We start from the raw sequence: 16,938 nt of genomic DNA, 5'->3' as shown, positions 1-16,938 counted from the left end.
TAAAGTGATTTAATTATAAGGTTAAGTTAACACCCAGGGTAAATGTGCGGGTGCGAAAGTCCTGGTTAAGAAAAGAGTTGCCATCAGGGTTTTCCGGATCCCAACCAATGAATTTGGTAAATATGAATGGATTAAAGGCGTTTGCATAAACCCTAAGCCCTTGTATTTTTACCTTACTCAACAATCGTTTGGGCACTGTATAACCCAATGTAATATTGCTCACTTTGGTATAAGAAGCATTTTGGAACTGCGCTGATGCCCTGGCATCGCCATCGGTTTCGCGGGCAGTATTGGCCCAGGTATTGCTGGGGTTTGTTGGGGTCCAGTAGCTTCTGTCAAAAGCTCCGAAGCGCGCGCGGCCCTGATCGCCATTCATCACCTGCTCTAAGAACACGCTGTTTTGAAAGGCCCCCTGACGGGTGTAAAGCGTAAAGCTAAAATCCACGTTGGAGAAAGTAACGGTATTAGTAAGGCCGCCAAACCAGTTAGGGATATCGCTACCCAGTATCTGCCTGTCATAAGAGTCTATTTTACCATCAGGTTTACCAGCGGGCCCGCTAAAGTCCTGGATCTTATATTGCCCCGGGATCCTGTTGAAAGTTTTCGCCTGGTCGGCCTCATCATTTTGCCAAACGCCGATGATCTTATAACGGTAAATTACCCTTGTTTTTTGGCCAATAAAACGGGCATTACCGATGTCGTCTTTACCATCACCATAAAGCTCCAGAATTTGGTTTTTGTTTACGGCAAAATTGACGTTGGTGGTCCAATTAAAGCCCCGGCCACGCAGGTTAATAGTGTTTAAACCTACCTCAATACCTTTGTTGCCCACCGAGCCTAAATTGGTAGTGGTAGCTCCATAGCCATTGGCAGCAGGAATTTGTTGAGATAATATACTGCCTTTTGATTTTTTGTTATAAAGGTCTAACTGTAAACCAATGCGGCCGCCAAACATTTGCAGATCAAGGCCCAGGTTATACTCGTCGGTTTTTTCCCACGTCAGATTTTGGTTACCAAAATTTGGAGAGAAGCCATTGGCACCGGCTCCATTGAAGTCATAAAACGTTTGATTTAGGGTAGACTGTGTGCCATAAGGCTGCAAAAATTGGCTTATGGCTGCGTTACCCGATTTACCGTAGGTAAATCTTAATTTCAGCAGGTTTATAGCGCTTATGCCCTTTAAAAATTCTTCTTCGCTTACGATCCATGCGGCAGCGGCTGAAGGGAACCAACCCCTTTGATTGCCCGGCGCAAACAGTGAGTTGGCATCGGTACGTAAGGTACCGGTAAGCAAATAGCGGTTATTAAACGTGTAATTTACCCTGCCGTAATAAGATGCGATAGTTTGTTTGCTATAGCCGCTGGCTACTGTAATAATAGGCGCTATGCCATTAACAGTAGTTGCCGATTGTAAATTATACCACAACGAACGGAACGGTAAACCCTGAACTGAATTGGAGCTGAAATCCTGCTGGTGGTATTCAAAGGTATTACCAAGTGTTATATCGAATTTGTGCTTGCCAATTTCGTTAGCGTACGAGAGCAAATTATCCCAGGTGTAGTTAACCCATTGATTTGAAGCTGTAGATGCACTGTTTGGCCGTGTACCCAGCTGTTGTTTAGAGAGCATATCATTGTACTGCCCCTGGCGTTGGAAGGTAAGATCCGGGCTGAACGAACTACGCAGCCGGAGGCCTTTGATAATGTTGGCTTCGGCATACACATTAGGCAGCAAATGCAAATATTGCTGTTGCCTAATTTCGTTTTCGGGCTCAAATAGCGGGTTTGTTATCTGTGTTTCGCCTTCGTAGGTGAAAAAGCGTTTACTGCCGTCGGCGTTGTAGGCGCTACCGGTGGGCCTTAAACGGTAGGCACTTCTGAAGATTTCTGCGCTACCCGGGCGAATGTGAGCAAAAGTTGAGTATACCGATCCTCCAACTTTAAAGGTGTTGTTGATGTTTTTATCTAAACCCGCTTTCAATGTGTACTTTTTGGTGCTTGCGCCCTCTATAGTACCGTCATACTGCTGGTAACCGGCACCTATAAAATAGGTTGTTTTTTCATCGCCGCCGGATATGGATAAATTATGATTACTTGATACGCCGTTCTTCTTGATAAGTTCGATCCAATCAGTATACTTCCCTGCGGCAATGTTGGCCAATTCCGTAGCCGAAAATATTTTATCGTCGGTAACAGATGTTGTTGGTAAGGGCGTACCATTGCGTAAAGCGGTGGCCTGTGCCAGTTCATTATAAAAGTCGCGGGCGTAATCTACAAATGCAGGCCCGTTCATATCCGGGGGCAGGTTGTAAGCATTTACAATGCCGGTATAGCCGTCATACGTAATTTTAACATTGCCTTTGCTGCCGCGCTTGGTTGTTATCAATATTACGCCGTTTGCACCGCGCGATCCATAAATGGCGGTAGAGGAGGCGTCCTTAAGCACGTCGATACGTTCGATATCGGCTGGATTCAGGTCGTTTACGGGGTTGGTTGCCCCGCCGTTTTGCGCCACTGCTATTCCATCAATAACATACAAAGGCTGCGTGCTCCCCGTAATGGAGTTGGCACCCCGGATCTCGATATTAAAATCAGAACCTGGTTTTCCTGATGTTCTCTTGATATCTACACCTGGCAACCTGCCCTGCATAGCCTCCTGTGTACCGGTAGCCCTGGCTTTAACAATTTCGTCTGCCTGCAGCGAGTTTACAGTTCCAGTTAAGTCTATCTTCTTTTTGGTACCGTATCCTATCACAACTACTTCCTGCAAGCCCTGGCTGCTTTGTTTTAAAATAACGTTGATCTGCTGTTGGTTGCCAACGGTTATTTCCCTGGTTTCGAAGCCGATCATGCTGATTTTTAAGGTGGCGGTGGCACCTGCGTTAATGGTAAACTTGCCATCGACATTTGTAGCTACGGCTATTTGGCTACCCTTAATTACTACCGTTACACCGGGAATTGGGGCGCCGTTTACGTCCTTTACAACCCCGTTTACCGGGGATTGGGCTTGCACATCGGTAAAGCAAAGGAAGGTTAGCAATGAGAGAAAAGTGCAAAGCAATTTACCCCTCAGAAAAATTAGTCTAAGTTTACTCATAATTGGTTATTTGGTTGGTTATTTAATTGGTTACAGCGGTTGTAGTTTTATGGTTTTATTGTCTTATTGACAGTTAAACTTTTGAACGTAAACGTGCTGATTTATAGTTGCTAATTTGAATAATATCATATATCGATTTGTAAAAACACCTGAGTTTATTTACTTAATCGGTTAAGTAAATAAACAGGAAACGGGGGCTTTAAGTTGAAGATACCGATACATTTGTCGATTGCCTTTTTATCAGCTCTGAGTTCATTACCATGCTCTCCGCCTCGTAATTGCTGTACTTAAGTACTTTAAAAAGCATGGTCGCGGCCTGTTTCCCAATGTCGTACGCGGGTTGTGTAATGGTTGTTAACGATGGGTTGAGGAGTGAGGCACTATCGAGGTTTGAAAAGCTCACTATCTTTACATCTTCCGGGATGGCGATGCCCAGATCGTTGCAGGTGTGATAACACAATTTGGCCAACTTTTCAACCGAGGAAACAATACCATCGGGTTTTACCGTCTTCATCAAATGGTACAATTTGGCCTCGTTATCCTCCTTGTTATTGCTGCAATTGATAACCAGCGATGGGTTGAACGGAAGGCCGCAGTCCTGCAGCGCGCATAAATGTCCCTGTAATCGTTGATTTCCAACTTCCAGCCCTTGTAATATCGATAAAAAAGATATCTGCCGGCAGCCGCACTCATACAGATGTTTTGTTGCCTGGTAAGCACTTTCAAAATCGTTGTTGGTAACGTGTAATAAACTGCCGCTGTAGGTGCGGTCAAAAAAAACGGTTGGCAGTTTCCCTTGTATTTCATCAAGGTGCGTAAAATCTATGCCATCAAAAGATACCGAGATCAGTAGCCCATCTACACAACGGCCCAATAGATCATTGATGAAGAAGGCCTCTGTTTCAGACGAATCGTGGCTTAGGTAGATCAGCAAATGATAACCCTTTTCCCGGGCTATTTCTTCGATGCCGTTTACGGCCTGTGCAAAAAAATTATCAGCTATTTCCGGTAAGATTACGGCGATGGTTTTACTTTTATGTTTGCGTAAGCCGCTCGCAAACGGATTCGGACGATAGTTTAATGATCTGGCCAGTTCAAAAACGCGCCCCTTGGTAGCGTCACTTATATCATGGCTATCATTTAAAGCTTTTGATATAGTGGCTGTGGAAACGTTGAGGGTTTCTGCCAGGTGCCTTATTGTAATTTCTCCCATTTAATTAACGAGTTTTATGCAGGACTTATTAATTATAAATTCATGCTTTTTTAGCGAGAATTTAATCGGGATGATTGCCCGGTCCAAAATCTTCAACAATTTTAATATGATCAAATTAGGTTTGCTATGAACAGAAATTCAAAGCATTTTTAGTTTATATATCAAATCTAATACAAAGCGCTGCAAAGAGAATATCCATTTTGATATATGAATTATACTTTATGACATAAAAGAGGACTTGTTTGATAAACTTAGAATTAAGCTTTATTTTTACTGAGATCAGCTGCCAGCGTTGCTGCTTTTGGAGCCAATTATAAGCATGAGGGATTATTGTAAATACCTGCCTGTAAACCAGGATGATGAAGCTTGGGGTTTAACCATCCTCAATGCCGGCTATACGCATATTTTAAAATCCAGCAGTTACCCAAGCAGAGAACATCCTAAAAGTTATTACTTCACCTGGAAAAACGGCAGGGTGCTGCACGAATATCAAATTATATACATTACCCAGGGCGAAGGTGAGTTTGAGTCGGAACATTGTAAGTTAAGGCGCGTTAAAGAGGGTTCTATAATTATATTATTTCCTAACGAGCGCCACCGGTATAAGCCTGATGCAAACACCGGCTGGCATGAACATTGGATAGGGCTGAACGGGCCTATTTTTGATAATTTTATAGCTAACAAGTTTTTTAGTGTACAAAAACCTGTGCTTGATATAGGCCTTAAAGATTCAATACTTAACCTGTTTTCGGATATTATCGAAAAGACAAAAAGTGAAAGGCCCGGTTATCAGCCCCTTATTTCGGGCGCAGCGGTTCATTTATTAGGGATCATTTATTCAGAACTGGCCCAGGCTTCATTTGAGGGCGAAAGCAACATACAGCTTATCATAGAGAAAGCCCGGTTTTTACTGCGCGATCACATGAACCAAAACGCAACCCCTGAGCATATTGCTAACGAGTTACAGGTGGGTTATTCCTGGTTTAGAAAACAGTTTAAAAAATACACGGGGCTTGCTCCGAATCAATACCTCATACAGTTAAAGATTCAACATTCTAAGGAGTTGTTGTTGATCCCGGAAAATTCCGTAAAAAGTGTTGCCTATCTTTTAAATTTCGAATCGGTACCTTATTTTTCTAAGCTCTTTAAAATTAAAACCGGCTTAACACCGCAAGAATATAGAAATGTTGGTTTAAAGAAATATGACGCGATTTCATGATAGGCGATATTATAAGGTCTTTATTATTGCTCGCGATTGTTACCATCGCTTTTCACACCGTTGGCCGGGTTTAACCAGCTTTCAAAATTGCTGCTTACCTCTTCTAACGGAACGCGGTTGGTAATGTAGTTTCGGATTTTATCAAGCCGTTTTTTATGGCTCGTGTCACCTATAATTGGTTCGATGTACCCCCAAAAATCACTTTTTGGTGCTTGCCCATTCTCGCTCCCCAGACTGGACATAATTCGAACCATTGGGTGGAACAATTGAAGATTCTGAACGATTTACAAGTTGCTTAGGAAGAGGGTGGATTCCTCTAAGAGCTCCGTGCAAGGTGGCTAGAGCTGGACTAAAATCGAAGTGTTTTTTTGAAAACTTGAAAGTGCTGGTTACTTTATGAACAAGTTAATGAATTGAAAATTTAACACTTGGATTAATTAGCTCCTATAAAACTATAAGATTTTCTTCACATAGTGTTGATAAAGCACGAGATATACCTTGCCTTGCTTTTGAGCACACTTAAGTACTTCCAAATGTGTACTTATCAACTCATTTACAGAAGATTAGATTAATTTAGCAGCTTTACTATTAAGTTAGGAATTCGATTCCGTACCTCATGCAGGCACCAGATCAAAAATGTTACTTTAGTAAAAACTGCTAACGTAATCAACCGACTTTTTCAAGTTTCCTGATAAAACTACCGGTAGCTATTACCATGTTATTGAGAACGAAGGCGAAGGTTTTCCAAATTCATTCAGTTGTACATATGTTGATTTGCTAATTTTTCAACTTAAAATAACAGAACAATGGCCAGGTATGCGGATGAGAACAATATCCCTGAAAGGCCCTTTTACGGTCAGGTGAGGGTACCCAGAAGGCATATAGACCTTCCCTGTATAACGTTGAGTTCATTTCATCGGGTGCGGTCCATTGCCCTACCCAGTAGTTGGGGTATTGTTTAGCGAAGTTGTCGAAGGAAAATTTCAATAACAAAGACCGGGCTTCCACTTTATCAAAAGTAGCGACACCCAATAGAACAGGGTATTCAAGCGAGTACCATATCCCGCCGTCTTCTCCGTCGGGATTGCCACTCCAAAGTGGTTTCTCCCGTGTTCTTATACCAATCTTTTCCGGTGTTAGTAATTTACTTTTTACATATTCGTAAATCTGTTTTTTTCGCTCCGCGGACAAATCGGGTATCTGAAGTAAATAACCTTGCGGTTCTATACACACGTTGTCCAGGCCAAATTTCAGATCTCTGCTCAAGTAAGCCCTGGCTGTAAATTTCCGGTTGCCCAGGTCCTTCATGAAGGCTTCGCTTACTGTGAGCCGGTACTTTTCCATGGCTATGATCAAATCCTTCGCTGCCGGGTTCCCTGAAAGTTTCAATGCGTCGATTAGTTTTGGAAAAACCGCGAGTAGCATCGCACTGTTAAGGTGCGATTCGGCAGACCCACCGTATACATTTGGCGAATATTTATGAAAAAAGCTATCGCTCCAATCTGAATTCAACATTCTAACCAACCCGTTGGGCCCTTGGCCTATCTCGTCCCTTAAATAAATGAAGTATTTCTTTACAACATTAAGCACTACTTCTTTATGGCCGGTCTCAGCTGGATATAGCGTTACCCGCTCATTTAAAAATGAATAGTTTTTGGTTATAAGCAGATATTCGGCCAGGGTATTAAAAAAGTATAGCTGCTCGTCGCTTTCTTTAAAAAAAGATGGTTGTGAATAGCCGTAGCCTGTATTACCACGCTTGAGTTCGCCATCCGATTCAGTGTGCGCCATCACATACCGTATAGCTGAGCGCGCCAGTTCGGGGTTGGTATAACAGAGAGGCAATATTGCCGCCAAATGATCCCTGTTCGAAATATTATCGCCGAAGTAGTAACTATATACCGTCCCCTGTGGTATAAACGTTTCTTTGTAATAGCTGTTGTATTTAGCCGAAGCTTCCATCATGTGGGCATTCCAAAGCATCTCACGCTTTAAAATTTCGTTTTTTTCTAAGGATAAATCAGGCAACCGGCTTTTCCATTGATTTGCGTATAATCCATTTTCCGGATTTTTTTGGTCAGTGCCAAGCAGCAATTCATTTACTTGTTTACTTATATCCGCGTAGGATTTGCCATCGGCTAACCCAATTACTACCTGGAATATTTTGCTTTCCCCGGGTTTGAGGGATGTAGTTACCACCGAAGATAAGGTGTCTTTCGAGGCTTTTACTTCAGAATGATACGAACTGTTGAGATTTCTGGCATACATGAAAACTGCCGGTGGTGCTACGTCATAAATAAAACGCTCATTTTTGCCGGGTACAGGCAAAAAGCTGTTCTTTTTGGCAGTTATTACGGCCAGGCCAATCTGCCCTGCCTGGTCAACCTTCATATCAGTTGGGTAAACAATCGGCCATTTTCCCGGATCGGTATATTGTAACCCGTTCATCACGTAATTTACCCGCATCCGTTCCCGGTAGGTTAAGCGCTGTGCTGCGTTACCATTATTTTTTAAAGTAACGGTTATAACGAACGAAGGGTTGCCGGTATTGATATATTGAGAAGGCTTAACGGATAGTACACGTGTGCAGGTCAAGCCATCATCCAATTGATAAGTGTAACGAGCGAACCCAACACCAAAATATTTATGGGTAAGCACACTGTCCGATGCAATAGAGCTGATGCCGGTTAACCGGATCTTTTTTGCTCCTCCGGAATTACTGATCGTTACATCAGCCTCGTTAGCACCATAATTTGTCTGGCCGGAGCCATTGATCCTGGCCCAGGCACGTTCTGCGGTGATAAACTGATAAACACCGCTGGCGTGGGTGATCAGCGCCATCCGATAATTTCCAAGCAAAAAGAACGGATCTTCGGGCTGGTCGGCATCTTTGCCGTTCTTGTCAGCAGCTATGAAGGGTAATCTGCCTGTAAATTCATAGCACGGCATCCCCGCTTTGGTAAACGACCAGGAACCTATAACCTGTGCGAAAAGGGCATTTCCGGGCAAAAACCAGACAATAAAAACTAAAAGGAATAAGATGTTTTTTCTAAGCATTTTCTGCGGTTTATGTAGTTATGCAAACCGCTAAAGCAAGTAAGCGCATTATCAAATATTGTTTCTTTTTAATTCTGCTACCGCATAATCAACCGCCCGCGCAGTTAAAGCCATATAGGTTAACGAAGGGTTTTGGCAAGCGGTGGAAGTCATGCAAGCACCATCCGTTACAAATACATTGGGGGCACCCCAAACCTGGTTATGCTCATTCAGTACAGAAGTGTTTATATCATTGCCCATGCGGGCTGTTCCCATTTCGTGGATGCCTAAACCTGGTGCCTGTTCAGAATCTTTAATAGTTATATTTTTGAAACCTGCTGTTGCCAGCATTTCCTGCCCAATGCTTAGGATATCCTGAAGCATTTTAAGCTCGTTTTCTTTATAAGAGCAGTCAATTTCCAATAAGGGCATACCCCATGAATCGTGTTTGTCTCCGCTAAGCGTTACTTTATTATCATGATAGGGCAAACATTCGCCCATGCCCACCATATGCATCTGCCAGTTGCCGGGTTCTGTGAGCGCTTCTTTGTACCCGGCTCCTATACTTTGTTCCTGCACATTCCCGGTTACTCTGGAACCGCTGCCAGCAAAGGCAAAGCCACGGATATATTCCGCGCGCTTATCACCGTTTAGGTTGGTAAAGCGCGGTACGTATATACCGGTAGGCCTTCTGCCATAAGTATATTTATCTTGCAATCCTTCATATTCGGCGGTTACACTGCCCCGGTAATTATGATCCATCAGGAAGTGACCCAATACACCGCTATGGTTTCCCAACCCGTTTGGAAATGAAGCAGATATTGAGTTTTTCAATATCAGGGTTGTATTCAATGTTCCTGCATTTACGAATATGATCTTCGCAAAATATTCGGTCATTTGGTGCGTATTTGCGTCAATTACTCTTACCCCTGTCGCTTTTTGCTTTTTCTCATCGTAAATAATGGAATGTACTACTGAAAAAGGCCTTAAAATCAAATTACCGCTGGCTTTTGCAGCCGGCAAAGTAGCAGATACGCTACTGAAATAACCCGCAAATGGGCATCCCCTAAAACACATATCCCGGTACTGGCAGGGCCCTCTGCCGTTCAACCCTTTTGTAAGGTTTGCCGTTCTTGAGATAATAACATGCCTTTCAGGATAGTTGGTTTCCACAGCTTGCTTAAAATGCTTCTCAAGCACATTCATTTCCATGGGCGGTTGAAATTCTCCATCAGGCAAGTGCGGTATACCATCGCGATTGCCGCTAATGCCTACGAATTTTTCAACGTAAGAGTACCAGGGTGCTATATCTTTGTACCTAATGGGCCAGTCAATCGCTATGCCTTCTTTCAAATTAGCTTCAAAGTCCAGGTCGCTCCAGCGTTGGGTCCATCTGCCCCACAACAATGATTTGCCGCCAATCTGGTAGGCTTTAATCCAGTCGAAAGGTTTAATTTGAATGTAGGGGTGCTCCTTGTCTTTTACAAAAAAATGCCTGGTTGCTTCGGTATAAGCGTAGCACCTGGAAACAATGGGGTTTTCTTCTTTATCCTTTAGCGTAAGATTGTTATGATGCTCAAATTCCCAAGGTGCCGTGGTGGCGGTAGGATAGTCTTTTATGTGTTCGATATTCCTGCCACGCTCTAAAACCAGCGTTTTAAGCCCTTTTTCGCAAAGTTCCTTTGCAGCCCAGCCTCCACTCATGCCAGAGCCTACAACTATGGCGTCAAAGGTGTGTTGTTCGGTGCCTTTTTTATTAATGTTCGGCGTAGTATTATTGACCAATTTCTTTTAATGATTATACCAGTTACCAACCAAAAGTGTCTCTTACATATGTCCTGCTTTTCTTCCAGTCATCCTTTATGGGGTTAACGGGCGGTGCGTCGAAGGCAAGTTCAATAGCTGCCCTACCTTTGAAATTTATCTTTTTTAAAGCATCAGCTATAGCCCTGAAGTCGATCATGCCGTCTCCAACTGTTTCCGTCCATTTACCATCAGCTTTCTGATCGCGAATGTGCATATACACCATTTGATGGCCGTAAGTATGAATAAAATTAACCGGATCAATACCCGCTCTTACCAGCCAGTTAAGGTCGGGCCCCAGCGCTATGCCGGGAATACGTGCTATGGTGCCTTTCAAATCATGCATGTCATTTTCAACCTCGTAGGTATGGTTATGCAGGTTAGGCTGAATTTTGTTTTTATCACAAACCTTCCATATTTCTTTTAAAACTTCGGCCTGGGCATCCAATTCGTTTTCGGTTTTTTTATGGCGCGCATCACCCACTGATATGCCGAAGGTTTTGCCGCCGGCCTGATGCAATCTTTGGGTTACAAGGTCTACATCTTCCAGTATTTGGGTATGCCTGTTTTTATTCCACATTTCTCCGTTGTAGCTGCTGCCGGTTACCGGCACGCCGTATTTGCCACTCAGGTCGAGCAATTTTTGCACTGCGTCATCATGCCTTAAAATAGCTTCCATCAATTCCAAACCATCTATACCTGCATATTTAAAATCGCTGAAAATAGTTTCGAGCACCGGTGTGCAATCATAGCCGCTCTCAGGCGAATATTTGCTGGCGTAAATCCATAGGTGGCCGCTAACAGGCACAGGTCTTTTAAAGTTGCCGGCGAAGGCAGTTTGTGTTAATGCCGCACCAGCAAGCAGGGCGGATGAGTTTTTTATAAAGCGGCGACGTGATTGATTCATATACTTTGTTAATAATTTGATGAAAGGCTTAAAGCCATTCGCTAAAGGAGTTAAACTTCTGAAGTAACGATGCTAATTTTGCTGACAATCCCTGTTGCCTTATCCTTGAGGATGCGGCTGATGTTTCCGTCGGGTAATATCTCTTCTTTGATCAGGTAATGATGCTCGTCATAGTTATGGTAGCTTATCGAATGTGCTTCTGCTTCCGTACCACGCCACACGGGCAAATTAACAGGCTCCCAGGTGCCCGATGCTGCAGATTTGTAGGCTGCATCAATAAGGCAATTAACCACGTACCCGTCATAAAAAGTTTCTGAAGGTTCGCGGTGGTTTTCGATAGCTTCAAACATGTCAGTAAACATGTGGCTGTAGCCTAATTCGTGCACTTCATCGCCTACCGGAAAAAGCCAGCCGCTATTCGATTCGGCTTTTTCGGCTACATATCCTGTACCTTTACCAGTGCTGAACATTTCGAACCCGGTACGTAAAAAGCTGTTCAGCCAAATGGTGCCTTCCGTTCCCATCACTTCGTCTCTCAGATCCATTCCACCGCGAAAACACCAGCTTACTTCAAACTGGCCTATTGCACCATTAGCGTATTTCACTAACCCGATGGCATGGTCTTCGGCGGCTATGGGGTGCACCTGGGTAGCTGCCCAGCACATTACCTCAACCGGCTTAACGCCTTTACCAATAAAATTCCTGGCGATCTCAATACAATGGCAGCCCAGGTCGATAATAGCGCCACCGCCCGATTTTTCCTTATCCCAAAACCAGTCGCTGTGCGGGCCGGGATGCGCTTCTCTTGATTTTGCCCACAGCACGCGGCCAATGCTATTGTTCTTTACGCTTTCCAGCGATTTTAAAAACTTGGGGGTATAACAGAGGTCCTCTAAATAGCCGCCCATAATTCCGGCCTTCTCCACCAATTCCACCATTAATTTGGCTTCTTCGCCGGTGCGGCCCAATGGTTTGGTGCATAAAACATGCTTACGGGCTTTAGCACAGGCTTCAATCGCGGCAAGATGGAGGTGATTGGCAAGCGCAATGATCACCACATCAATTTCGGGGTGGTTAACCGCTTCTGCCATATCCGTAAAAAAATGGGGCACATCATAATCACCCGCAAATTTATCTGCATTTGCTTCAGTGCGAGAGTAAACAACGTGCAGTGTGTCTTTTCTACGCTGTCCGGCAAGCGTATCCGCATAAAAACGGGCTATAAATCCCGATCCAAGTATTGCTATTTTCATAAAATTTCAGAATAATTCAGGTCAATCATTTTGCTTCCCCACAACTCGCCAGTTTTACCTGGCAAGTTGAACACGGGAAAACAATGAGAGAGATTTAGTTGATTTAACAACTCAAAATACCTACATTTATTTGATGTAAACTACCTTACATCTGTTCTTAAATGATACTTTTCTAACATTGATGCGTATTGTGTTTTAAATACCGTGCTCGCAGCATTTCCATCATATGTACGTTAATATCCCACTGGCTGGCTATAGGGTGATGCGAACCAGGCAAAAGCGTAGTATAGGGAGGTGCGCCGAATTCCGGTGTAATTGTAAAAACAGGAGATCCTTGTTGGCGCTTCAGTTCAATCACGCGATCCCACCAGCCCAAATGGTGTTGCAGGGCATCTGACCAAAGGGGATCACTCGGGTCGGGCACTTGCGGCCCTTCGGTGTGCCCGATACGCGCATGGAGATGATCCGTATGGTTTATGGCCAGTTCGACGGCTTCCGGCTGGTCTTCCAGATAGGTTTCCGCCACATTGCACCAATGTGAAATATCCAGGGTGATCCTGATTTCCTGGTTTTGCTCGAGGTAGGCTTTAGTAATATGGGCCGCAAAACTCCATTTGCCGCGATGCGTTTCGTGTATGATATGGATGCCGGCTTTGCTGCTAATTTCATCAGCGAGTTTAATTAATTGCAGATTTTGATCCATTGTAAAATGATCTTTACCTGTTTGCGAATTAATAAAAAGCGGACTGCCGGAAACAAGGCTAAGTAGATTTTCTTCGTAAACCCTGAGATGCGTATGGAAATCCTGATCGACTGTTTGCCAGTGCTGCCCTATGAATGACAAGTTATATTGTTTAAGACCCTTTATAATGATCGACCTTTCTTCGGATGTCAACGTGGCCGGGAAGCCCATTTCAACACCATCGTAACCAGCATCCTTTACTTTCTTAAAAAAGATATCCCAGGGCAGGTTTTCCGAGCCCCACCTCGGGCAAAAAAACAGAATTTTCATATATAGATCGTTTATTTACAGATTAGAAAAGTAAGTTGAATTAAGGGCACCTTTGTTGCTTTGTGTTAGATTATGCCTTAACGATGTATTGGTTTCTGTATGCTAAAGGGCTTAATCCATATAAGCTTTTAAATTGCCTGTTAAAGTTGGACAGATTATTAAACCCTGATGCAAAGCAGATTTCCGAAACGCTTTTGTCGGTATCAGCCAGCAACCTGGAGGAGTGGCTAAGCCTTATTTCGTTCACGAAGGCTGAGAACGTTTTGCGGGTACGCTGGCTAAAATACCGTGAAAACGAATTTTCTGCCATATGCACCAGGCCTGCAACATCTGTAATACTGATCTCCGACAGGAAATTTTTCATAACGTATTCAAATACCTTGTTCAACCTTTCAGATTCCCTATCATTCTCGCCTTTAACCAGCTGATTAGAGATGTGCCTTTTGTCCTTTGTTTCTGCGAGTGTGTTCAAAATGTCAAGCAGTTTCAATAGCCGCGGAACGCCTTTTAGTTCCAATAATTGATGCATCTGTTCAGCCACCATAGTATTTGCTTTGCCTTTAATGTCAAGCCCCATCGCCGATTTACTTAAAAGTTCCCTTATCTTTCTACAGGCAGGCAAAGCCAAAAAATCGTCGCCTATTGAACTTGCCAGGAAGTGTATAACAATAGAGCTTGCCCTTAGGCCGGATTGGGGCTGATAATAGGGCGGGTCGTTACGGTATAGATGCGGCACATTCGGGCCGATCAGCGCAAGATCGCCCGGGCTAAAGCTTTTGATATTATCCCCTATAAAACGCTTGCCGGTACTTTCGGTTACCAGTACAAGCTCATATTCGGGGTGATAATGCCAGGGCGTAGGATAATAATCATAATCGAAATATTTTACTACGAATGATTCTTCTTCCTCCCTTGGTAAATATTCAAGTACGGGTTTCATTTTAAATTTTTTGTAATGATAGGGAAAAATACAATGTTAGGAAAGTATCATTTTCAGCATGCCTTGTTGTGGATGTTTTTTGCCATTGCGAGTAAATTTGTTTAACAATAAATCCAATTATGTCAAATACCCAATTATCCACCAACCAAATAGCGGCCTATAATAAAGATGGCTATATCGTAATAAAAGGTTTTTGCAGCCGGCCAGAAGCAGAAAAGTTGTACCAGACAGCATTACAGGATGATGCCATGAAAAAAAACGCGCTTGACCTGAACGACCAGACCGGCAAGAAGACAAAGCTTTCGTTATGGTTTACGCCCGGCGATAATGTATTTGGATATTTAACGCGAAGCGAAAAAATGGTGACATCGGTTGCGTCTCTATTGGATAGCACAGCCCCGGTATGTCACTTTCATTCCAAATTGATGCAAAAAGAACCTAAAGTTGGCGGAGCCTGGGAGTGGCACCAGGATTATGGCTATTGGTATAAAAACCAGTTTATGTTTCCTGATCAGCTTATAAGCGTGATGATAGCGCTAACTCCGGCTAATAAATCTAACGGGGGCCTGCAGGTAATCAAAGGCTCTCATAAACTAGGCAGGGTTAACCATGGTTTTTCGGGTGAACAGGTGGGTGCAGATATGGTGATGGTAGAAAATGCATTAAAAACCATGGAATTGGTTTATTGCGAATTGGAGCCAGGCGACGCGCTTATATTCCATAGTAATCTGCTTCACCGCTCGGAGGCAAATCTTTCGGACCATCCACGCTGGTCCATCATTTCCTGCTACAGTTCGCAATCCAACCTCGCTTATAGCGAAACCTCTACATCATGGAAAACGCCTGTAAAAATAGTTCCTGATAATGCAATTTTGGAGTGGGCAACTTCTGAAACCGCCGCTGTCGATTTTTTAGTAAAAGAAAATGACCCTGCTTTGAAAGAAACCGGATGGGAAAACAAGGTGAAAACGGTTTAGTATCCGCTCGTTTTCAGTTCTCAACAACAACCTTAGTAAAACCAGATTTAATTTCGATAGACATCAATTAAATATTAGTTTAGTCACCATCACCAATGATGTTTACGAATGAAAAAACAAATCCTTTTGGTGTTTAATATAATTTTTATGACGGTGTCTGCGTTTTGCCAAACGCTTTCAGGGCAGCTGAGCGATTGTAAAGCAACGCTTAAAGATGGAACCCTTACTCTGGAGAATAATCGCCTCAGCCGCAGTTATAACTGGAACAATGGTGATATCCAAAGTACTGCATTAACCGATAAAAGCACGGGGTACAAGTGGTTTTTGGCTGGTACCCGTGCCGATAGTTATTTCCCGGGCGCGGGTAATCCGGCTAACGGTAGCTTTAAAGTTGAAAAGGTACTGGCAAACAGCATATCCCCCGCATTTTTAAAAGCAGAGGTTTATGTAAAATTAGGCACCCTGGAAGTTAAGAGAGTATTCAGGATCTATGAAAATTGCCCTGCTATCGCTTGTGATTACTATCTACGGGGCAATGTTACCGGTAAATGGTCTAATGAGATGGTTAATAATGGTGAATTGCATAACATTGAAACCAACGATGACCAAACAACGCGAGGAGAAAAGGTACCGGTTATGGAAACACTCGCTTTGCCGGGGACGCACTGGAATTTACATACCGTAAAGTTTTTTGATATTACAGATCGTAACAATACGTTAGTTCAGGAACATGAGCAGTTAATTTACCGCGCGGAAAGCCGTATGGCAGGTAACTTGCTTTTTGCTGATGAATTATTAAGCGACCAGGGCCTATTTATTTTAAAAGAAGCTCCAACATCGGATGTACAGTTAGCTTATCCGGGCTTTGATTTCAGGGCCCGCACGGGTAGCTTAGAAGCTGTTGGCTTTGGCGTTAGCCCCGGTGACTTATCACCCGATAAATGGACGCGCTGTTATGGAATAGTAGCAGGTGTGACAAGCGGCGGTGCATTGGGGCGTTTACAAGCGCTGCGATCTTACCAGGAAAAGGTTCGTGTTCATCTACCCGGGCGGGATGAAATGATCATGATGAATACCTGGGGAGACCGCAGCCAGGATAAACATATCGGCGAAGCATTTACGATAAAAGAGCTTAATGCGGCACATCGCCTGCACATTACACACTTCCAGGTTGATGACGGATGGCAGTCGGGCCGCTCATCAAATTCTGCTTTTAAGGGAGGTACGCTAAACAATATTTGGGATAATCCCAATTACTGGAAGCCCGATCCAATAAAATTTTCAAATGGACTGGCGCCGCTTGTAGATCTCGGCAAAAAATTGGGTATAGAAATCTGTTTATGGTTTAACCCAAGTAAAGATGGTAGCTATGTCCACTGGAAAAATGATGCGGAAGCGCTAATCAGTTTGTATAAAACTTATGGTATTCGCACCTTCAAAATTGATGGCGTGCAGATCATCGACAAAAAAGAGAAGTGAAT

At 43.5% G+C, this 16,938-nt stretch carries 12 protein-coding genes; 3 read left to right on the top strand and 9 right to left on the bottom strand.

The window, feature by feature from the left end:
* Positions 1-13 precede the first annotated feature (13 nt).
* Both ABIX36_RS03115 and ABIX36_RS03110 read right to left on the bottom strand, forming a co-directional pair.
* A complete protein-coding gene (locus tag ABIX36_RS03115; RefSeq protein WP_348080700.1) occupies positions 14-3,097 on the bottom strand; it encodes a TonB-dependent receptor in 3,084 nt (1,027 codons plus the stop codon).
* A gap of 199 nt (positions 3,098-3,296) precedes the next feature.
* Positions 3,297-4,310, bottom strand: a complete 1,014-nt coding sequence (locus ABIX36_RS03110; protein ID WP_348080699.1) for a LacI family DNA-binding transcriptional regulator — start codon at positions 4,308-4,310, stop codon at positions 3,297-3,299.
* A 319-nt stretch (positions 4,311-4,629) separates the two neighbouring features.
* Here ABIX36_RS03110 and ABIX36_RS03105 point away from each other — a divergent pair, with 319 nt between their 5' ends.
* Positions 4,630-5,529: an AraC family transcriptional regulator gene (locus ABIX36_RS03105; RefSeq protein WP_348080698.1), complete on the top strand. Its 900-nt coding sequence runs from the start codon at positions 4,630-4,632 to the stop codon at positions 5,527-5,529.
* A gap of 23 nt (positions 5,530-5,552) precedes the next feature.
* Here ABIX36_RS03105 and ABIX36_RS03100 read toward each other — a convergent pair whose 3' ends face one another.
* The 7 genes from ABIX36_RS03100 to ABIX36_RS03070 all read right to left on the bottom strand — a co-directional run bounded on the left by ABIX36_RS03100 (position 5,553) and on the right by ABIX36_RS03070 (position 14,480).
* Positions 5,553-5,783 carry a hypothetical protein gene (locus ABIX36_RS03100; RefSeq protein WP_348080697.1) on the bottom strand — a complete coding sequence of 77 codons (231 nt, stop codon included), beginning with the start codon at positions 5,781-5,783 and terminating at the stop codon, positions 5,553-5,555.
* Between the two features lie 523 nt (positions 5,784-6,306).
* The gene (locus ABIX36_RS03095) at positions 6,307-8,586 is read right to left on the bottom strand and encodes a hypothetical protein (RefSeq protein ID WP_348080696.1); all 2,280 of its coding nucleotides are present in this window, start codon (positions 8,584-8,586) and stop codon (positions 6,307-6,309) included.
* 51 nt (positions 8,587-8,637) lie between these two features.
* On the bottom strand, positions 8,638-10,269 hold the full coding sequence (locus ABIX36_RS03090) for a GMC family oxidoreductase (protein ID WP_348080743.1): 1,632 nt from the start codon (positions 10,267-10,269) through the stop codon (positions 8,638-8,640).
* A gap of 103 nt (positions 10,270-10,372) precedes the next feature.
* The gene (locus ABIX36_RS03085; protein ID WP_348080695.1) at positions 10,373-11,275 is read right to left on the bottom strand and encodes a sugar phosphate isomerase/epimerase; all 903 of its coding nucleotides are present in this window, start codon (positions 11,273-11,275) and stop codon (positions 10,373-10,375) included.
* A gap of 50 nt (positions 11,276-11,325) precedes the next feature.
* On the bottom strand, positions 11,326-12,528 hold the full coding sequence (locus ABIX36_RS03080) for a Gfo/Idh/MocA family oxidoreductase (RefSeq protein WP_348080694.1): 1,203 nt from the start codon (positions 12,526-12,528) through the stop codon (positions 11,326-11,328).
* A gap of 172 nt (positions 12,529-12,700) precedes the next feature.
* The gene (locus ABIX36_RS03075; RefSeq protein ID WP_348080693.1) at positions 12,701-13,540 is read right to left on the bottom strand and encodes a sugar phosphate isomerase/epimerase; all 840 of its coding nucleotides are present in this window, start codon (positions 13,538-13,540) and stop codon (positions 12,701-12,703) included.
* Between the two features lie 70 nt (positions 13,541-13,610).
* On the bottom strand, positions 13,611-14,480 hold the full coding sequence (locus ABIX36_RS03070) for an AraC family transcriptional regulator (protein ID WP_348080692.1): 870 nt from the start codon (positions 14,478-14,480) through the stop codon (positions 13,611-13,613).
* A gap of 119 nt (positions 14,481-14,599) precedes the next feature.
* Here ABIX36_RS03070 and ABIX36_RS03065 point away from each other — a divergent pair, with 119 nt between their 5' ends.
* A complete protein-coding gene (locus tag ABIX36_RS03065) occupies positions 14,600-15,457 on the top strand; it encodes a phytanoyl-CoA dioxygenase family protein (RefSeq protein WP_348080691.1) in 858 nt (285 codons plus the stop codon).
* Positions 15,458-15,565: 108 nt separating this feature from the next.
* Positions 15,566-16,936 (top strand): hypothetical protein, encoded by a 1,371-nt coding sequence (locus tag ABIX36_RS03060; RefSeq protein WP_348080690.1) that lies wholly within the window; start codon positions 15,566-15,568, stop codon positions 16,934-16,936.
* Positions 16,937-16,938 lie beyond the last annotated feature (2 nt).

The organism is Mucilaginibacter sp., assembly GCF_039925265.1.
Lineage (GTDB): Bacteria > Bacteroidota > Bacteroidia > Sphingobacteriales > Sphingobacteriaceae > Mucilaginibacter.
This window is presented reverse-complemented; position numbering and strand designations above follow the sequence as displayed.